Source organism: Achromobacter sp. (genome assembly GCF_050285565.1).
In the GTDB taxonomy this organism is placed as follows: Bacteria; Pseudomonadota; Gammaproteobacteria; order Burkholderiales; family Burkholderiaceae_B; genus Achromobacter.
Genome location: NZ_JBLZXG010000009.1, coordinates 147,751 through 162,696, shown reverse-complemented (window position 1 = coordinate 162,696; position 14,946 = coordinate 147,751). Strand labels below are relative to the sequence as shown.

At 69.2% G+C, this 14,946-nt stretch carries 15 protein-coding genes and 1 riboswitch; of the genes, 8 read left to right on the top strand and 7 right to left on the bottom strand.

The window, feature by feature from the left end; translation table 11 throughout:
• Positions 1–3: 3 nt before the first annotated feature.
• Positions 4–759 (top strand): SapC family protein, encoded by a 756-nt coding sequence (locus ACN6O8_RS19825; protein WP_427992701.1) that lies wholly within the window; start codon positions 4–6, stop codon positions 757–759.
• Positions 760–846: 87 nt separating this feature from the next.
• On the opposite strand, the gene ACN6O8_RS19820 is transcribed toward ACN6O8_RS19825, so the two are convergent.
• The 3 genes from ACN6O8_RS19820 to ACN6O8_RS19810 all read right to left on the bottom strand — a co-directional run bounded on the left by ACN6O8_RS19820 (position 847) and on the right by ACN6O8_RS19810 (position 4,224).
• A complete protein-coding gene (locus ACN6O8_RS19820; protein ID WP_427992700.1) occupies positions 847–2,145 on the bottom strand; it encodes an alpha/beta fold hydrolase in 1,299 nt (432 codons plus the stop codon).
• Positions 2,146–2,154: 9 nt separating this feature from the next.
• Positions 2,155–3,147, bottom strand: a complete 993-nt coding sequence (locus tag ACN6O8_RS19815) for a Bug family tripartite tricarboxylate transporter substrate binding protein (protein WP_427992699.1) — start codon at positions 3,145–3,147, stop codon at positions 2,155–2,157.
• 153 nt (positions 3,148–3,300) lie between these two features.
• The gene (locus ACN6O8_RS19810; RefSeq protein ID WP_427992698.1) at positions 3,301–4,224 is read right to left on the bottom strand and encodes a LysR substrate-binding domain-containing protein; all 924 of its coding nucleotides are present in this window, start codon (positions 4,222–4,224) and stop codon (positions 3,301–3,303) included.
• A 141-nt stretch (positions 4,225–4,365) separates the two neighbouring features.
• Between ACN6O8_RS19810 and ACN6O8_RS19805 the strand changes: the two genes are divergently transcribed.
• The 3 genes from ACN6O8_RS19805 (at position 4,366) to ACN6O8_RS19795 (ending at position 7,043) form a co-directional block, all read left to right on the top strand.
• On the top strand, positions 4,366–5,304 hold the full coding sequence (locus ACN6O8_RS19805; RefSeq protein WP_427992697.1) for a dihydrodipicolinate synthase family protein: 939 nt from the start codon (positions 4,366–4,368) through the stop codon (positions 5,302–5,304).
• A gap of 76 nt (positions 5,305–5,380) precedes the next feature.
• On the top strand, positions 5,381–6,349 hold the full coding sequence (locus ACN6O8_RS19800) for a Bug family tripartite tricarboxylate transporter substrate binding protein (protein ID WP_427992696.1): 969 nt from the start codon (positions 5,381–5,383) through the stop codon (positions 6,347–6,349).
• Complete coding sequence (locus ACN6O8_RS19795; RefSeq protein ID WP_427992695.1) at positions 6,339–7,043, top strand: SDR family NAD(P)-dependent oxidoreductase; 705 nt, start codon at positions 6,339–6,341, stop codon at positions 7,041–7,043. Before ACN6O8_RS19800 ends, ACN6O8_RS19795 begins: the two co-directional genes overlap by 11 nt.
• Positions 7,044–7,072: 29 nt before the next feature.
• On the opposite strand, the gene ACN6O8_RS19790 is transcribed toward ACN6O8_RS19795, so the two are convergent.
• A complete protein-coding gene (locus ACN6O8_RS19790) occupies positions 7,073–7,633 on the bottom strand; it encodes a DUF1415 domain-containing protein (RefSeq protein WP_427992694.1) in 561 nt (186 codons plus the stop codon).
• A gap of 54 nt (positions 7,634–7,687) precedes the next feature.
• Positions 7,688–7,751, top strand: a riboswitch (Fluoride riboswitch).
• 143 nt (positions 7,752–7,894) lie between these two features.
• Here ACN6O8_RS19790 and crcB point away from each other — a divergent pair.
• Together crcB and ACN6O8_RS19780 are read left to right on the top strand one after the other, a co-directional pair.
• A complete protein-coding gene (gene crcB / locus ACN6O8_RS19785; RefSeq protein ID WP_427992693.1) occupies positions 7,895–8,266 on the top strand; it encodes a fluoride efflux transporter CrcB in 372 nt (123 codons plus the stop codon).
• Between the two features lie 128 nt (positions 8,267–8,394).
• Positions 8,395–8,562 carry a hypothetical protein gene (locus tag ACN6O8_RS19780; protein ID WP_427992692.1) on the top strand — a complete coding sequence of 56 codons (168 nt, stop codon included), beginning with the start codon at positions 8,395–8,397 and terminating at the stop codon, positions 8,560–8,562.
• 46 nt (positions 8,563–8,608) lie between these two features.
• Here ACN6O8_RS19780 and ACN6O8_RS19775 read toward each other — a convergent pair whose 3' ends face one another.
• Positions 8,609–10,081 (bottom strand): M20 family metallopeptidase, encoded by a 1,473-nt coding sequence (locus tag ACN6O8_RS19775; RefSeq protein ID WP_175131485.1) that lies wholly within the window; start codon positions 10,079–10,081, stop codon positions 8,609–8,611.
• Between the two features lie 48 nt (positions 10,082–10,129).
• Entirely contained in the window at positions 10,130–11,047 is a 918-nt protein-coding gene (locus ACN6O8_RS19770; RefSeq protein ID WP_427992691.1) for a LysR family transcriptional regulator, read from the bottom strand.
• Positions 11,048–11,159: 112 nt separating this feature from the next.
• Between ACN6O8_RS19770 and ACN6O8_RS19765 the strand changes: the two genes are divergently transcribed.
• A complete protein-coding gene (locus ACN6O8_RS19765) occupies positions 11,160–12,113 on the top strand; it encodes an alpha/beta fold hydrolase (RefSeq protein ID WP_427992690.1) in 954 nt (317 codons plus the stop codon).
• A gap of 18 nt (positions 12,114–12,131) precedes the next feature.
• Entirely contained in the window at positions 12,132–13,118 is a 987-nt protein-coding gene (locus tag ACN6O8_RS19760; RefSeq protein WP_427992689.1) for a Bug family tripartite tricarboxylate transporter substrate binding protein, read from the top strand.
• Positions 13,119–13,199: 81 nt separating this feature from the next.
• On the opposite strand, the gene ACN6O8_RS19755 is transcribed toward ACN6O8_RS19760, so the two are convergent.
• Positions 13,200–14,825: a methyl-accepting chemotaxis protein gene (locus ACN6O8_RS19755; protein WP_427992688.1), complete on the bottom strand. Its 1,626-nt coding sequence runs from the start codon at positions 14,823–14,825 to the stop codon at positions 13,200–13,202.
• Positions 14,826–14,946 lie beyond the last annotated feature (121 nt).

The window sequence follows — 14,946 nt, the reverse complement described above, 5'->3', positions numbered from 1 at the left end:
ACCATGACTACGCAGACTTCGCTTCCCCTGTTCTACGAGCAACCGCGTCCGCTGGCCGCCGCCGTGCACGCCAACCTGTCGCTGGCCGGCAACACCGGTTTCGGCTATGCCGCCAAGACCAACGCCGTGCCGCTGGTGGCCACCGAGCTGCCGACCGCGTGCCGCCACTTCCCCATCGTCTTCGCCGATGGCGAGCAGCCCACGCCGGTCGCGGTGCTGGGCGTGCGCGGCCAGGAAAACCTGTTCGTCGACGCGCAGGGCCAATGGCGCGCCGGCACCTATATCCCGGCCTACGTGCGCCGCTATCCCTTCATCTTCATGGAGAACGAAGACCGCAGCCAATTCACGCTGTGCGTCGACGAGAAGGCGGCCGCGGTGGTCGAGGGCCGCGACAATCCGTTCTTCGACGAAGCCGGCGAACCGACCGCGCTGGCCCGCAGCGCGCTCGAGTTCTGCCGCGACTACCAGAACCAGCACGCCTATACGCTGGAATTCGCGCGCGCCCTGGCCGAGGCCGACCTGCTGATCGAGAACCGCGCCGACATCACCCTGGCCGACGGCCAGCGCCTGGCCATGTCCGGCTTCAAGGTGATCGACGAGGCCAAATTCAACCAGCTGCCGGAAGCGGAATTCCTGCGCTGGCGCGCCAATGGCTGGCTGCCGCTGGTCTATTGCCACCTGCTGTCGATCAACACCTGGCCCGCCCTGATCGACCAGGTGCAACCGGCGGTTGCGGCCGAGGAAACCGCCGAGGCGTGATTTGCCTGAAGGGGCGCCGGCCCGCCGGCGCCAGCACGGCCCCGCCGGTCTCGCCGGTCGGGGCCGCTTGCATTACTGACCCAGCCGTTATCGCCCCTGCCCGGCTGCGCGCGCCAGGAACTCCAGCACCGCGCGGTAAGACCCTTCATTGCCGGCCGCATTGGCCGCCGGCGTGCCGCCCGCGTCCAGCAGCAGACCCGACATGGCGTGCGGCTTGCTGATCAGCGTGGCCGGCAAATACGGGTAGTGCACGTGGTGCCCGGCGCCCTTGCACACGTAGTGCGATGTCGGCAGGCCGTGCGCCTGGCGCTGGCGCATGACGATCTCGGAATACGCGGTGCTGGGCCAGAAGCCGTCGTCCGACGCGCTGACCAGCATCACCGGCCCGCGATAGCGTTCCACCGGAATGCGCGCCCGCTCGAACGCGGCGGCGTCGCGGCTGGCGCTGAGGAAGGCGTGGGTCTGGCGGTACGGCGGATCCGAGGCATAGGCCGCCTCCCAATCGGCGCCGGCGTTGTCCTGCCACAGGTGCGGCAGGGGTTCGCCGCCCTTGCGCCAGACCTGGGCGTTGCGGCCCGTGCCCGGCTCGCCAGCGCTGACCACGCCGTGCGTCACCGGCGACGGCACGTAGGCCACCACCGCGCTGACCAGCTCGGGATAATGCGCGGCCACCAGCAATGAGGTCTCGCCGCCGCGGCTGATGCCGGACAGCGCCACGAAACCATCGCGCGGCTTGAGTTCCGCGCGGATCCAGCGCAGCGCTTGCTCGAAGTACTCCAGCGGCATGTCGTTCAGGTACTTGGGCCGGCCGTCGTAGTTGAAGATGGCCAGCGCCAGGCACTGGTAGCCGCGGGCGGCGAACAGCGCGGCCCGCGGCGCATTGACGCCGCCGGACGAGCCGTTCATGTAGATCACCAGCGGATGCGGGCCGGGGCCGGCGGGTGTATAGAGCTCGCCCGACAGCGTCATGCCGCCGACCTGCTCGCGCACGGCGCGGTGCGTGACGCCTGCGGCCACGAAAGTCTGCGTCAGCCGCGCGCGCGCCTCGTGCCGGCCGTCGCTGGCGTGCAGGTCGATCAGCAGCGGCTCGGCGCGGTCGGGCGGAAACACCACCCGATCCATGTCCTCGCAGGTCATCGACCACACCAGGCCCATGGCGGACGGCTCGGCGTAGCTGCCGGACACGGGGCAGTCGCGCGCCAGGTCGAGGCTGCCGTCATGGCCGGCCATGAACACCGCCTGCGAGCGCCACGGCACGCCGCACATGCGCATGCGGGCGGTAACGGTGATGAAAGCGTAGGCGGGAAAGCCGTCCAGGCGGATGTCGCGCGGCACATCGATCAACGCGGACTCGGGCGTGACGGTGATGCGGGCTTGCTCGATCATGGCGGGTCCTCAGCCTTTCAGGTCGGTCTTGGGCACGTTGTTGGCGCGGATCACCCCGGCCCACATGGCGGACTCTTCAGCGATCACCCGATCCAGGTCCGCCGACGAGGTGAACTCCACGGTCACGCCCTGCTCGGCGAACTGGCGCACCAGGCTCGGGTCGCGGGCGCCTTCGCGCACCGCGTTTTCCAGCTTGGCCGCCACCGGCGCCGGCATCGCCGCCGGGCCCGAGATCATCATGCGGGTATACAACTCGAAGCCGTCGACGCCGGCCTCCTTCATGGTCGGCACGTCGGGCAGGCTCGACAGGCGCTTGTCGGCCGTCACCGCCAGCACTTGCAGCTTGCCGGACTGGATGTTGGGCAGCGCCGAGGTCGGGAAATCGAAGGTGCTCTGCACCGTGCCCGCCATCAGATCCAGCAGCGCCGGACCGCTGCCCTTGTACGGCACGTCCTGGAACTGCGTGCCGGTCTTGGACTGGAAGTGCAGCAAGGCCAGGTGGTTGATGACGCCGCGCCCAGCATGGGCGCAGGTGATGTCGCCAGGCTTCTTTTTCGCCAGCGCGATGAATTCCTGCACGTTCTTCACGCCCAGCGCCGGATGCACGATCAGCAGCATCGGCGACTTGCCCATCGACCCCAACTGCTTGAAGTCCGACAGCCGGTACGGCAGGTTGTTGTAGAGCAAGGGATTCAGGATCATGCCATTGGTGCCGGCAAAGCCCAGCGTGTAGCCGTCGGGTTCGGCCCGCGCCACCGCCACGGTGGCGATGATGGCCTGCCCGCCCGGACGGTTCTCGACCACCACGCTGCCGTTGAGCACCTTGCCCATGCGCTCGGCCAGGGCGCGCGCGGCGATATCGGTCAGGCCGCCGGGCGCGAAGCCGACCAGCAGGCGCACGGGGCGGGCCGGGAAATTGGCCTGGGCCTGGGCATGGCCCAGGCGAGGCATCAACGGCAGCGCGGCAAGCGCGCCCAGGGCGTGGCGGCGGGTAAACGGCATAAAGCGCTCTCCAGACAGGCGCGCACGACGTCCGCGCGACGACCGGCCGCGCGTGCCATGCGATGAACAAGGGGGAAGGAAGCACAGGCCGCCCGCCGAACGGCGGGGGGTCTCAATGGCGGTATCTTGTATGCAATATGGCGTTCGGGCTATCTAGGGATATCCCGGATCGGCGGGCAGGTCCACCGCGCGCGCCTGCGCCAGCCGCCACAACTGTTCGGCCACCGCCGCCATCTCGCTGGGCTGACGCATCAGGCAGATCTCCAACGGCACGTCCCACTCCCGGCCCCCCGCGCGCACCAGCCTGCCCTGCGCCAGATCGTCGCGCACCAGCATGCCGGGCAGCCAGGCCACGCCGCGCCCTTGCAGCGCCATGGTGCGCAGCAAGGTGGCGTGCGGGCCGACGAAGGTGGCGCGGATGCGCTCCTCGCCAATGTCCTTTTTGCGCAATTGGCTCGCCACGATACGGCCCAGGCCCGAGGCCGGCCCATAAGCCAGGAAGTCCACCGCGCCGCCACCGGCCAGCCGGTGCGCCGGTGCGCCCGCGCCGTCCGGCGCGCTGACCGGCACCAGCGTATCCGTGCCCAGCCGCGCCATCGGATAGACGCTGTCGTCCAGGCGGCTGGCCACCCGCGGGTGCCGGTGGCATAGCAGGAACTGCACACGGCGCTGCGTCATCAGGTCTTCGCAGGCCTGGAAGCTGTCGGACATCATCTGGATCGCGCCGACCTCCATGTCGGTTTCCAGGCCGGCCAGCCATTTGGGAAAGAAGGTCAACGACAGCAGGTGGGTGGCCGCGAAACGCAGGCTGGCGGCATCCTGGGCGTGGGCGGCCACCGCCTTGATGCGCGCGGCCTCCAGGTCGGCCAGCACCTGCTTGAGCAGCGGCAGGAAGCGGCGGCCGGCGGCGGTCAGTTCGGTGGGGTGCGAGCTGCGGTCGCACAGGTCGGCGCCGACCCATTCTTCCAGCGCGCGGATGTGGCGGCTGAACGCCGGCTGGGCGATGGCGCGCGCTTCCGCGGCGCGCGAGAAACTGCCGCTTTCGGCCAGCGACAGAAAATCCTCCAGCCAGTTCATGTCCAGAGGTCGGTTTCCAGGTCCCATGATGGTTTGCAGCGCAGCATAGATAATTCTATGCAATTCGAGTATTGGACGGCCCCGAGGGGATGCCGCAATCATAGCGGCCATTCCCCCACTGACAGGACCTGGAAAACACCCATGCCTTCCATCTCGAACTACCGCGGCATCATCCCCGCCATCGCCTGCCCGTTCACCGCCGACCGCCGCATCGACGAGCCCGCGCTGCGCCGCCTGGCCAGTTGGCTGGCGGGCCACGACGGCGTGGTCGCCGTCATGACCAACGGCCATACCGGCGAGGTGTTTTCGCTGACGCCGGCCGAGCGCGCCGAGGTCACCCGCATCGTGGCCGACGAACTGCGCGGCAGGCTGCCGGTGATTTCGTCGATCGTGTGCGAAGGCATCGCCGAGGCCGCCGAGCATGCGCGCGCCGCGCGCGCCGCCGGCGCCGCCGCGCTGGACGTCATGCCGCCGCATCACTGGCTGCGCTTCGGCTTCACGTCGGGCCACGCGCTGGAATACTTCCAGGCCATCCACGAGGCCGCGCCCGATCTCGACCTGGTGTGCCACGTCTACCCCGCCTGGACCCGCGCCTCGTATTCGTCGGCCCTGCTGGCCGACCTGGCGCGGCTGCCCTACGTGCAGGCCTTCAAGGTCGGCCAGCGCGACATGAACAAGTATGCGCGCGACATCCAGGCGCTGCGCCAGGCCGATGCCTCCAAGGCCATCCTCACCTGCCACGACGAATACCTGCTGGCCTCGATGGTGCAGGACGTGGACGGCGCGCTGGTGGGCTTTGCCACCTTCATTCCGCAGCTCATCATCGACCTGTGGGACGCCGTCAAGGCCGGCGACCTCAAGCGGGCGCAGGCGGTGCAGGCGCGCATCACCCCGCTCAAGGACGCGGTCTATGGCGCCGGCGAGCCCACCGGCGAGGCGCACGCCCGCATGAAGGCCGGCATGTACCTGGCCGGCGTATTGGAAAACGCCACGGTGCGCCCGCCCACCGAGGCCCCGGGCGCGGCCGACATGCAGGCGCTGCGCGCCGCGCTGGCCAAGGCGGAACTGCTGGCGCGCTGAGGCGCCGACGCGCGGCGGGCCAGGGGCGCAACCGCCCCGCGCCGCGACGACATCAAAAAAAACGAGGAGACAAATCATGCGCAAGACCCTTCTATTGCACGCCGCGCTGGCGCTGTGCGCGGCGCTTGGCGGCGGCGCGGCGCAGGCCGAGGCGGCCTACCCCGCGCGCCAGGTGCGCTTCGTGATTCCCTTTCCGCCGGGCGGCACGCTCGACATGCTGGGCCGCGACGTGGCGCAAAAGCTCAGCGAGCAGACCGGCCAGAGCTTCGTGGTGGAGAACCGCTCGGGCGGCAACGGCATCATCGGCGCCGATGTCGTGGCGCGCGCGCCGGCCGACGGCTACACCCTGCTGTTCAACGCCTCGACCTTCACCACCGCGCCCATGACCATGAAGTCCGTGCCCTTCGACGTGGACAGGAACTTCGTGCCCGTCGCCATGGCCGGCAAGGCGCCGCTGTCGGTCTCGGTCAAGAAGGACCTGCCGGTGTCCGACCTGGCCGGCCTGCTGGCCTACGCCCGGCAGAACCCGGGCCGGCTGACCTTCGCCGTGGGTTCGATCGGATCGGCGGGCCACCTGGCCACCGAACTGCTCAAGCGCCAGGGCGGCCTGGACTACATGGTCATCCCGTATCGCGGCACCTCGCCGGCGCTGCAGGACCTGGTGGGTGGCCGCATCGACGGCTTCATCGATCCGGTGCTGGGCGCGCTGTCGTACTACAAGGGCGGCCTGCTCAAGATCCTTGCCGTCACGTCGGAAGCGCGCCTGCCCAACCTGCCCGACGTGCCCACGGTGGGCGAAGTGCTGCCCGGCTACCAGTTCTACAGCTGGTACGGCCTGTGGGCGCCGGCCGGCACGCCCGCGCCGATCATCCAGAAACTGAACGCCGCGGTCAACCAGGCCCTGTCCTCGGGCATGGCGGCCAAGTACGAGCCGTTGGGCGTGACGATCACGCCGATCACCACGGCCGAATTCGCGCGCTTCCAGCAGGACGACATGGCGCGCTCGCGCAAGATCATCGATGAGGGCCACATCCATGCCGACTGATCCCACGCCGGGCCACGCCGTGGTCACCGGCGCCACCGGCGGCATCGGCCAGGCGATCGTGCAACGGCTGCTGGACGGCGGCTGGCGCGTGACCGGGCTGGACCTCGGGCCGGCCGTGGCGCGGCATGCCGCCTACCGCCACGTCGCGGTCGACCTGTGCGATGACGCCGCCACCGGCCAGGCCGTGCAGGCCCTGGACGACGCCACGGCCCTGGTGCATGCGGCGGGACTGTTGCGGGTGGCGCCGCTGACGCAATCGGACCCCGCCGACGGCGAACGCATGTGGAAGCTGCATGTGGACGCCGCCGTGCGCCTGACCCGGGATCTGGCGCCGGCGATGGTGGCGCGCGGCGGCGGTCGCGTGGTGCTGATCGGCAGCCGCGTCGCGCAGGGCATGCCGGGGCGTGGCCAATATGCCGCGTCCAAGGCGGCGCTGGTGGCGCTGGCGCGCAGTTGGGGCGCGGAACTGGCGGGCCAGGGCGTCACGGTGAACGTGGTGTCCCCGGCCGCCACGCAGACGGGCATGCTGGACGATCCGGCGCGCGCCGCCAGCCCCGCCCGCCTGCCACCCCTCGGCCGGCTGATACAGCCGGGCGAGATCGCAGCCCTGGTGGCGTTCCTGCTGTCGGCCGAGGCGGCCGCCATCACCGGCCAGGACATCGCCATCTGCGGCGGGGCCTCGCTGCCGCGTTGATCACCGGCCGGCGCCGGCCGCGCCCGCCATCAGGCGGGTTTGCGCATCAACCGCTTCCAGCCTTCCAGGCCCAGCCGCTGCATCGTTTCGATGTTCTTCTCGTAGATCTCGGCGGCATCCGGAAACGACTCGACCGCGCGGTCGATGCTGTCTTCGCGCAGCAAGTGCAGGATGGGGTACGGCGAGCGGTTGGTGTAGTTCTCGATGTCGTCCGGCTGCGTGTCGGCGAACTGGAATCGTGGATGGAAGGTGGCCACCTGCAGCTCGCCCACCAGCCGCATGCGCTTGAGCAGGCGGTCGGACAGATCCTCGAAGTCGTTGAACTCCAGGAAATCGTCGAGCGCATCGGGGATGATCAGCAGGGTGGTGTCGATCTTTTCCGGATCGGCCTCGGCCAGCAGCGCCAGCTCGTCCTGCAGGTCGGTCAACACGCCTTCGGCGTCGGTCGCATCGCTGACGGCAAAGCGGATCTGGTCCTTGACCTGAACCGCCTTGGCGAACGGACAGAGGTTCAGGCCGATCACGGCCTGGGTGAGCCAATGGCGGGTTTCGGCAACCACGTTGGCGTAGGCGTCTGAAGTGGAAATCATGGCGGGTCATCCTGGCAAAACGCGAGTATAGGCGACCGCTTCGCGCTAAAATGACGCGCAAATGGGAATGGAGCTTCCCAAAACCGCCGATCCCTCGGCTGATGGCTCCTGCTGATCCGGGCAACATGCCCGCAGCGGGAGTCGTCCGGACAAAACCCGCCGCGGCGGGTTTCTTGTTTTCGGGCCGCGTCGCTTGCGTCGACCGGCCAGGGACAACACCCCGTGCAGTTGCTCTCCGTGATTGTTCTCTGGAGAGACATCTTGAATCTATTGCTGGTATTCGTCGGCGGCGGCCTGGGTTCGGCCGCCCGCTACGGCATGAGCGTGGCGGCGCTGCGCCTGGGCTGGGTCGCGTTTCCCTACGCGACGCTGGCCACCAACATCATCGGCTGCTTCGCCATGGGGCTGATCACCGAATTGCTGGCGCTCAAGTTCTCGGTCTCGCAACCGACGCGGTTGTTCCTGACCACCGGCATCGTCGGCGGCTTCACCACGTTTTCGACCTTCGCATTGGAAACCGCGCTGCATGTCGAGCAGGGCCGAATGGGCACGGCGGTGCTGTACGCGGCCCTGTCACTGGGATTGGGGCTGGCGGCGCTATTCGGCGCGATGGCGCTGGTGCGGGCGCTGTGATGGCGGCGGCCGGGGCGCCCTTGACGGTCGCGCTAGCCATCCACCTTCCGTCCGACATTGCCGGCGCCTGTGGCGCCGCGCGACCGGGCCGCGCTAACGTGGCGCCACGCCCCCAAAGAGAGGAAAGGATGGCCATCGCGCTCACCTATTTCGCCGACACCTGTCCGACGAAGCCCTGGCGGCGCTGCTGCGTTTCACGCCGCCCCCGCGCGGACGTGATCCTGCGCGTGACCTCCAACGCTGCGCTCCACGTGGTCTTCCACCGCTCGGCGCGCCGCGCCGCCGCGACGCCATGAAAAAAAGCCCGGCCAGGCCGGGCTTTTTTTCATCCGCCAACGCCGATCAGGCCGCCGGCATCGCCGCCATCGTCTGCGCCACCGCGGCGGTCAGCTTCTTGCCGTAGGGCACGTGCAGGAATTCGTTGGGGCCGTGGGCGTTGGACTTGGGGCCCAGCACGCCGCAGACCATGAACTGCGCCTGGGGGAAGCCCTTCTGCAGGATGCTCATCAGCGGAATGGTGCCGCCCTGCCCGATGTAGCCGCAGGGGGCGCCGTAGTATTGCTGCGAGGCGGCGTCCAGGGCCTGGGTCAGCCACGGCACCGAGGCCGGCGCGTTCCAGCCGGTGGCGGCGCCTTCGTTGGCCTTGAAGATGACCTTGGCGTTGTAGGGCGCGTCGGCTTCCAGCAGGGCCTTGATTTCCTCGGAGGCGGCGACGGCGTCGACCAGCGGCGGCAGGCGCAGCGACAGCTTGAACGCCGTGCGCGGCCGCAGCACGTTGCCGGCGCTGGACAGCGGCGGCAGGCCTTCGGCGCCGGTCACCGACAGGGTCGGACGCCAGGTGCGGTTCAGCAGGGCCTGTTCCGGCTCGGTGGTCATGGGCAGCACGAAGCCGCCCTCGGCGCCGCAGCTCCAGGGGAACCGGCGCCACACCTCGTCGCCCAGGATGCGGGCGGTGGCGTGCACCTGTTCGATGCGGTCGGCGGGGATTTCGCAGTGCAGGCTTTGCGGCAGCAGGCGGCCGGTGGCGCTGTCTTCCAGGCGGTCCAGCAGGTGGCGCAGGATGCGGAACGACGACGGCACCACGCCGCTGGAGTCGCCCGAGTGCACGCCTTCGTCCAGCACCTGCACTTCCAGCGTGCCCGAGACCATGCCGCGCAGCGAGGTGGTCATCCACAGTTGGTCGTAGTTGCCGGCGCCCGAATCCAGGCACACCACCAGGGCCACGTTGCCGAGGCGGTCGCGCAGCGCGTCGACATAGGGCAGCAGGTCGTAGCTGCCGGACTCTTCACAGGTCTCGACGATGCCGACGCAGCGCGGGCGCGGCACACCCTGCTTGTCCAGCGCCATGATGGCGGTCAGCGACGCATACACGGCATAGCCGTCGTCGGCGCCGCCGCGGCCGTAGAGCTTGCCGTCTTCGTACTTGGGGGTCCAGGGGCCCAGGCCGGCGCGCCAGCCCGAGAATTCCGGCTGCTTGTCCAGGTGGCCGTACAGCAGCACGGTATCGCCGTTGTCGCTGCGGGTGGCGGGCGCGTCGAAGAAGATCACCGGGGTGCGGCCGGGCAGGCGCACCACCTCCAGCTTCAGGCCCGAGACCTTCTGCGCTTCGACCCACTGCGCCGCGTCGCGCACCACGCGCTCGATGAACGCGTTCTTTTCCCAGTCGGCATCGAACGCCGGGCTCTTGGCCGGGATGGCGATGTAGTCGGTCAGCGCGGGGATGATCTCGTTGTCCCACTTGTCGTCCACAAAAGCCTGCAGAGCCTTCGGATCGAGGGTAGGAGGAAGTGCGTCGTCGGGGATGCGTGCGTTCATGGCGCGGGATCCTGTGGTCGGAAAGCGGAAGAATCCATCATTTTATGCCTACCGCGCCGCGTACGCCTCGATCCGCCCCCAGACCTGGCGCGCCAGCGGCTTGGCGTTGGTCACCGCCTGGTACAGCCGGATCTCCATATGGATATCGTTGCGCGCGCTATCGGCCCGCGCCAGGGCGCCGGCGCGCAGGTCCGCCTCGATCAGCGTGTACGGCAGCCAGGCCAGGCCGAAACCCTGGCGCGCCATCGCGTGCAGCGCGTCGGCCAGGTCCGACTCGTACAGGGTCTGCAACTGCGCGGTCACGCACAGGCCGCGCAGGCGGTCGCGCAGGATGCGGCCCAGCGACATGCTGTCGGCGTACGCCAGGAACGGCACCGCCGGATCCGAGGCCAGCTTGGGCACGGCGTGGCGCGGATGGCGGCTGCCCGGCGCCAGCGGCGCGCTGACCGCCACCAGCTTGTCGGCGCCGACCCGCCTACAGCGGTAGTCGGGATTGTCGATCTGCGCGTACAGCGGCTCGTGCGCGTGGCATAGCAGGAAGTCGACCTCGCCGTCGGCCAGCATGTCGATGCCGTAGTTGAGCGTGGTGGTCACCACCTTCAACTGGAACGGCGGCATGCCCTGTTGCACCTTGGCCATCAACCCCGGCAGCACCGAATGCGCCAGCGTCTTGCCCGAGGCGATGACGATGCGGCGGCTGCGTTCCAGTTCGGGCTTCTGCAGGCCCTGGCGCGTCTCGCGCAGGATGTCGAGCACGTCGATGGCGGCCGCCAGCATGCTGCGTCCGGCCGCGTTCAGCGTCGACACCTGATGGCCGCGCTCGACCAGCGGCACGCCGGCCCAGTCCTCCAGCGCCTTGATGCGGCGCCCGAAGGCCGGATGCGTGACGTTGCGCGCCTCGGCCGCCTGGAACAGGTTGCGCGACTTCGACAGCGCCACGAAGTCCTCCAGCCACTTGATGTCCATGCCGTCTCCCGTTCTTCTTGCGCGGCTGTGCCGTATCGGCACAAGTGCTGCGCATTTTGCACAAACCCCGCGCTTGTTACAACTAGTATTACAGCGTCCCCTGGAGATGCCGATGCCCGACGCCCCCGTCCTGCTGAAATCCCTGCGCAGCCACTTCCTGGGCGGCCGCGACGCCGTGGTCCACGGACTGCCGGTGCTGCGCAGGCAGGTGGTGGGCAACGGCGCCGCGCGCGCCGTCGACATGAACGGCAGCTACTGCGCCGGCCAGCTCTATGTGCAGGAGTACCGCCTGGCCGAACCGCGCCATCCGCATCCGGTGCTGCTATGGCACGGCGGCGGCATGAGCGGCGCGCAGTGGGAAAGCACGCCCGATGGACGCCAGGGCTGGCTCTGGCGGCTGCTGCAATCCGGCTACGACGTGTTCGTGGCCGACGCGCCCGAGCGCGGCCGCGCCTCGTGGGCGATGTACCCGCAGATCTACGACACGGCGCCAATCTTCCGTTCCAAGGAAGAGGCCTGGCACCTGTTCCGTATCGGCCCGGCCGGCGGCTACGCGCCCGCCGGCCAGCCGCGCCGGGTTCATCCCGCGCAGCAATTCCCGGCCGAGGCCTTCGACACCTTCGCCAAGCAGTTCGTGCCGCGCTGGCTGGCGCACGACGCCATGGCGCTGGACGCCTATCGCGAACTGCTGGACCTGGCCGGCCCCTGCATCGTCGTCGGTCACAGCCAGGGCGGCGGCTACGCCACGCAACTGGCGCGCGCGTGCCCCGGCCCGATCCGCGCGCTGGTGGCGGTGGAGCCCACCGGCACGCCCGAGCGGGTCGACGGCCCCCTGCCCCCGCACCTGCTGGTCTGGGGCGACCACTTCGACCACCACGACACCTGGCGGCGCTACCGCGCCCAGACCGACGCCTACTGGGACGCCCTGCGGCGCGCCGGCCGGCGCGCCGACGTGCTGGATCTGCCCGCCGCCGGCATCGCCGGCAATTCCCACTTCTGCATGCTGGACCGCAACAGCGACCGCATCGCCGAACTGATCGTCGACTGGCTCAACGGCCTCGACTAACCTTTGCCTGGAGACCCCATGAAACTGACCAAAACCGCAATCGCCGTGGCGTTGCTGAGCGGCGCCTCGCTGATGGCCGGCGCGGCCTCGGCGCAGCAGGCCGGCTATCCCAACAAGCCCGTGCGCCTGATCGTGCCGTTCGCCCCCGGCGGCACCGCCGACATCATCGGCCGCGTGTTCGCCGCGCAACTGGGCACCGAACTGGGCGCCACCGTGGTGGTCGAGAACAAGGCCGGCGCCGGCGGCTCGATCGGCACCCGCTTCGTCGCCGACGCGGCGCCGGACGGCTACGTGCTGCTGCTGGCCTCCTCCAGCACCCACGGCACCAACCCGGCGGTCTACAAGACGCTGACCTACGACGCGGTGCAGGACTTCACCGCCATCACCCAACTGGTGACCGTGCCGGGCGTGCTGAGCGTGACCAAGGACTTTCCCGCCACCGACCTGAACGGCCTGGTCGCCGCCGCCAAGGCCCATCCGGACAAGTACACCTACGCCTCCTCGGGCGCGGGTGGCCTGGGCAATCTGGCAATGGAACTGATGAAGTCGATGACCGGCGCCAAGCTCATGCACATCGCCTACCGTGGCGCGGGCCCGGCCTTCACCGACGTCATCAGCGGTCAGGTGTCGATGATCTGGGAACCGGTGCCGGCCTCGCTGCCGTACATCAAGGGCGGCCAGATCCGGCCCATCGCCATCGCCGCCGACGTCCGGTCGCCGGAGCTGCCGGACACGCCGACCTTCAAGGAAGCCGGCCTGCCGCGCTATGAGGCCAACGCCTGGAACGGCCTGCTGGCGCCCAAGGGCCTGCCGGCCGACGTGACCCAGACGCTGCACGACGCCTCGGTCAAGGCGCTCAACAACCCCGAGGTCAAGGCCAAGCTGGCCAGCCTGGGCGGCACGGTGGTGGCGGGCACGCCGGACGCGTTCAGGAACGTGATCGCCAGCGACGTGAAAAAGTGGAAGAACGTGGCGGCCGACGCCAGGATCCAGTTGGATCAGTAAGCGCCGCCCGCCGTAGGCGCCGCGCATCGTAAGCGCCGCCCGTCCAGCCCGCCACGCGGCTCGCCCGGACGGGCGCGCGCCTCAGGCGCCGAGCAGCGCCGGTTCGCCCGCGCGGCCCAGGGCCGGCGCATCGGCCTCGATCACGCGGCCGGTCTGCAGCTTGAACACCGCCACCGCCTCGCGCAGGCGTTGCGCCTGCGTTTCCAGCGAGGCCGCCGAAGCGGCCGCCTGCTCGACCAGCGCGGCGTTCTGCTGCGTCACGCTGTCCATCTGCGACACCGCCTGGTTGACCTGCTCGATGCCCTGCGATTGCTCGTCCGAGGCGCTGGAGATCTCGTTGATGATGTCCGCCACGCGGCGCACCGAGACCACGATTTCCTGCATGGTGGCGCCAGCGGCTTCCACCTGGTCGGAACCGATCGAGACCTTCTGCACCGAATCGTCGATCAGGCCCTTGATTTCCTTGGCAGCCTGGCCGCTGCGCTGCGCCAGCGCGCGCACTTCGCTGGCGACCACGGCGAACCCCTTGCCCTGCTCGCCAGCGCGGGCCGCTTCCACCGCCGCGTTCAGCGCCAGGATGTTGGTCTGGAAGGCGATGCCGTCGATCACGCCGACGATATCGGCGATGCGGTTGGAGCTGTCGGCGATGCCGCGCATGGTGCCCACCACATCGCCCACCGCCTGGCCGCCGCGCGTGGCCACGTCGGACGCCGCCGTGGCCAGTTGCGAGGCGCTGCGCGAGCTGTCGGCGTTGTTCTTCACGGTGGACGACAGTTCATCCATGCTGGCGGCGGTTTGCTCCAGCGAGGCGGCCTGCTGCTCGGTGCGCGAGGACAAGTCGATGTTGCCGGCCGCGATCTCGCGCGCGCCGTTGTGGATCTCTTCGACCCCCTGGCGCACGGCGGCCACGGTGCGGGCCAGACTGTCCTGCATGCGCTTGACGGCGGCGTACAACACGCCGATTTCATTGTTGCCGCGCTGCTCGATACGGTTGGTCAGGTCGCCGCCGGCGATGCGGTCGAACAGGCGGCCGGCCTCGTGCAGCGGCTGGAACACCGAGCGGGCGAACACCACGTACAGGCCCACCACCAGCGCCGCGACCACGCCCATCAGGCCGACCAGGAAGGCGATGGCGCCATTGATGCGGGTGTTGGCGTCGTGCGCGACGCGCTGACCGACCTCATCGGCGTAATCGACGTACTTCTGGATCGCCTGGGTGAAGGCAATTCCCAGCGGCGTGACCTTCTCCAGGTTCAGACGGCCGGCATCCTGGGCCTTGCCGGCCCGGATCGCGGCGATCATCGGCGTGATGGCATCGCGCTGGTAGACGTCATAGGCGGCCAGCGCCTCATCGAACAATGGCTTGCCGACCGGCGACTTCTCCGGATTCTGGCGCGCCGTCTGGATCAGGTCGGCGGCCCTCTTGGTGTAGCCGTCCAGCCGCTGCATGCTGGCCAGGTTGTCGATGCTCTTGCCTTCCAGCAAGGCGGTCTGCGCGGCCAGCAGCACCAGACGCGCGCGCAGCAGTTCGGCGCCGGCGGAATCCACGGCGCTGGCGCGCACCAGGTTGGTGTCCAGCATCACCTCGATGGAGCTGCGGTTGGAGGTCAATTGTTGGTACACGGCGATGCCGGTGACCAGGAAAAGGGCGAAGAAAATACAGAGCGCGGTCGTCAGAACGGCGCGGATACTCAGATTCTTGAACATGGAGAGGGGACCACTCGGGGTTTGCGGAGGGCAGCCGTCGACGGCTGTCGAGGTGTTTACGGCTTATTGCAACGAAAAGTTAAATATCTCATTGAGTTACATCACCCTTACCGCAAGCGAC

Coding starts and splice junctions, on each gene's coding strand:
- ACN6O8_RS19800 (WP_427992696.1), top strand. CDS start 5,381: ATGCGCAAGACCCTTCTATTGCACGCCGCGCTGGCGCTGTGCGCGGCG.
- ACN6O8_RS19790 (WP_427992694.1), bottom strand. CDS start 7,633: ATGATTTCCACTTCAGACGCCTACGCCAACGTGGTTGCCGAAACCCGC.
- ACN6O8_RS19765 (WP_427992690.1), top strand. CDS start 11,160: ATGCCCGACGCCCCCGTCCTGCTGAAATCCCTGCGCAGCCACTTCCTG.
- ACN6O8_RS19760 (WP_427992689.1), top strand. CDS start 12,132: ATGAAACTGACCAAAACCGCAATCGCCGTGGCGTTGCTGAGCGGCGCC.
- ACN6O8_RS19825 (WP_427992701.1), top strand. CDS start 4: ATGACTACGCAGACTTCGCTTCCCCTGTTCTACGAGCAACCGCGTCCG.
- ACN6O8_RS19820 (WP_427992700.1), bottom strand. CDS start 2,145: ATGATCGAGCAAGCCCGCATCACCGTCACGCCCGAGTCCGCGTTGATC.
- ACN6O8_RS19775 (WP_175131485.1), bottom strand. CDS start 10,081: ATGAACGCACGCATCCCCGACGACGCACTTCCTCCTACCCTCGATCCG.
- ACN6O8_RS19805 (WP_427992697.1), top strand. CDS start 4,366: ATGCCTTCCATCTCGAACTACCGCGGCATCATCCCCGCCATCGCCTGC.
- ACN6O8_RS19810 (WP_427992698.1), bottom strand. CDS start 4,224: ATGAACTGGCTGGAGGATTTTCTGTCGCTGGCCGAAAGCGGCAGTTTC.
- ACN6O8_RS19755 (WP_427992688.1), bottom strand. CDS start 14,825: ATGTTCAAGAATCTGAGTATCCGCGCCGTTCTGACGACCGCGCTCTGT.
- ACN6O8_RS19795 (WP_427992695.1), top strand. CDS start 6,339: ATGCCGACTGATCCCACGCCGGGCCACGCCGTGGTCACCGGCGCCACC.
- ACN6O8_RS19815 (WP_427992699.1), bottom strand. CDS start 3,147: ATGCCGTTTACCCGCCGCCACGCCCTGGGCGCGCTTGCCGCGCTGCCG.
- ACN6O8_RS19770 (WP_427992691.1), bottom strand. CDS start 11,047: ATGGACATCAAGTGGCTGGAGGACTTCGTGGCGCTGTCGAAGTCGCGC.
- ACN6O8_RS19780 (WP_427992692.1), top strand. CDS start 8,395: ATGGCCATCGCGCTCACCTATTTCGCCGACACCTGTCCGACGAAGCCC.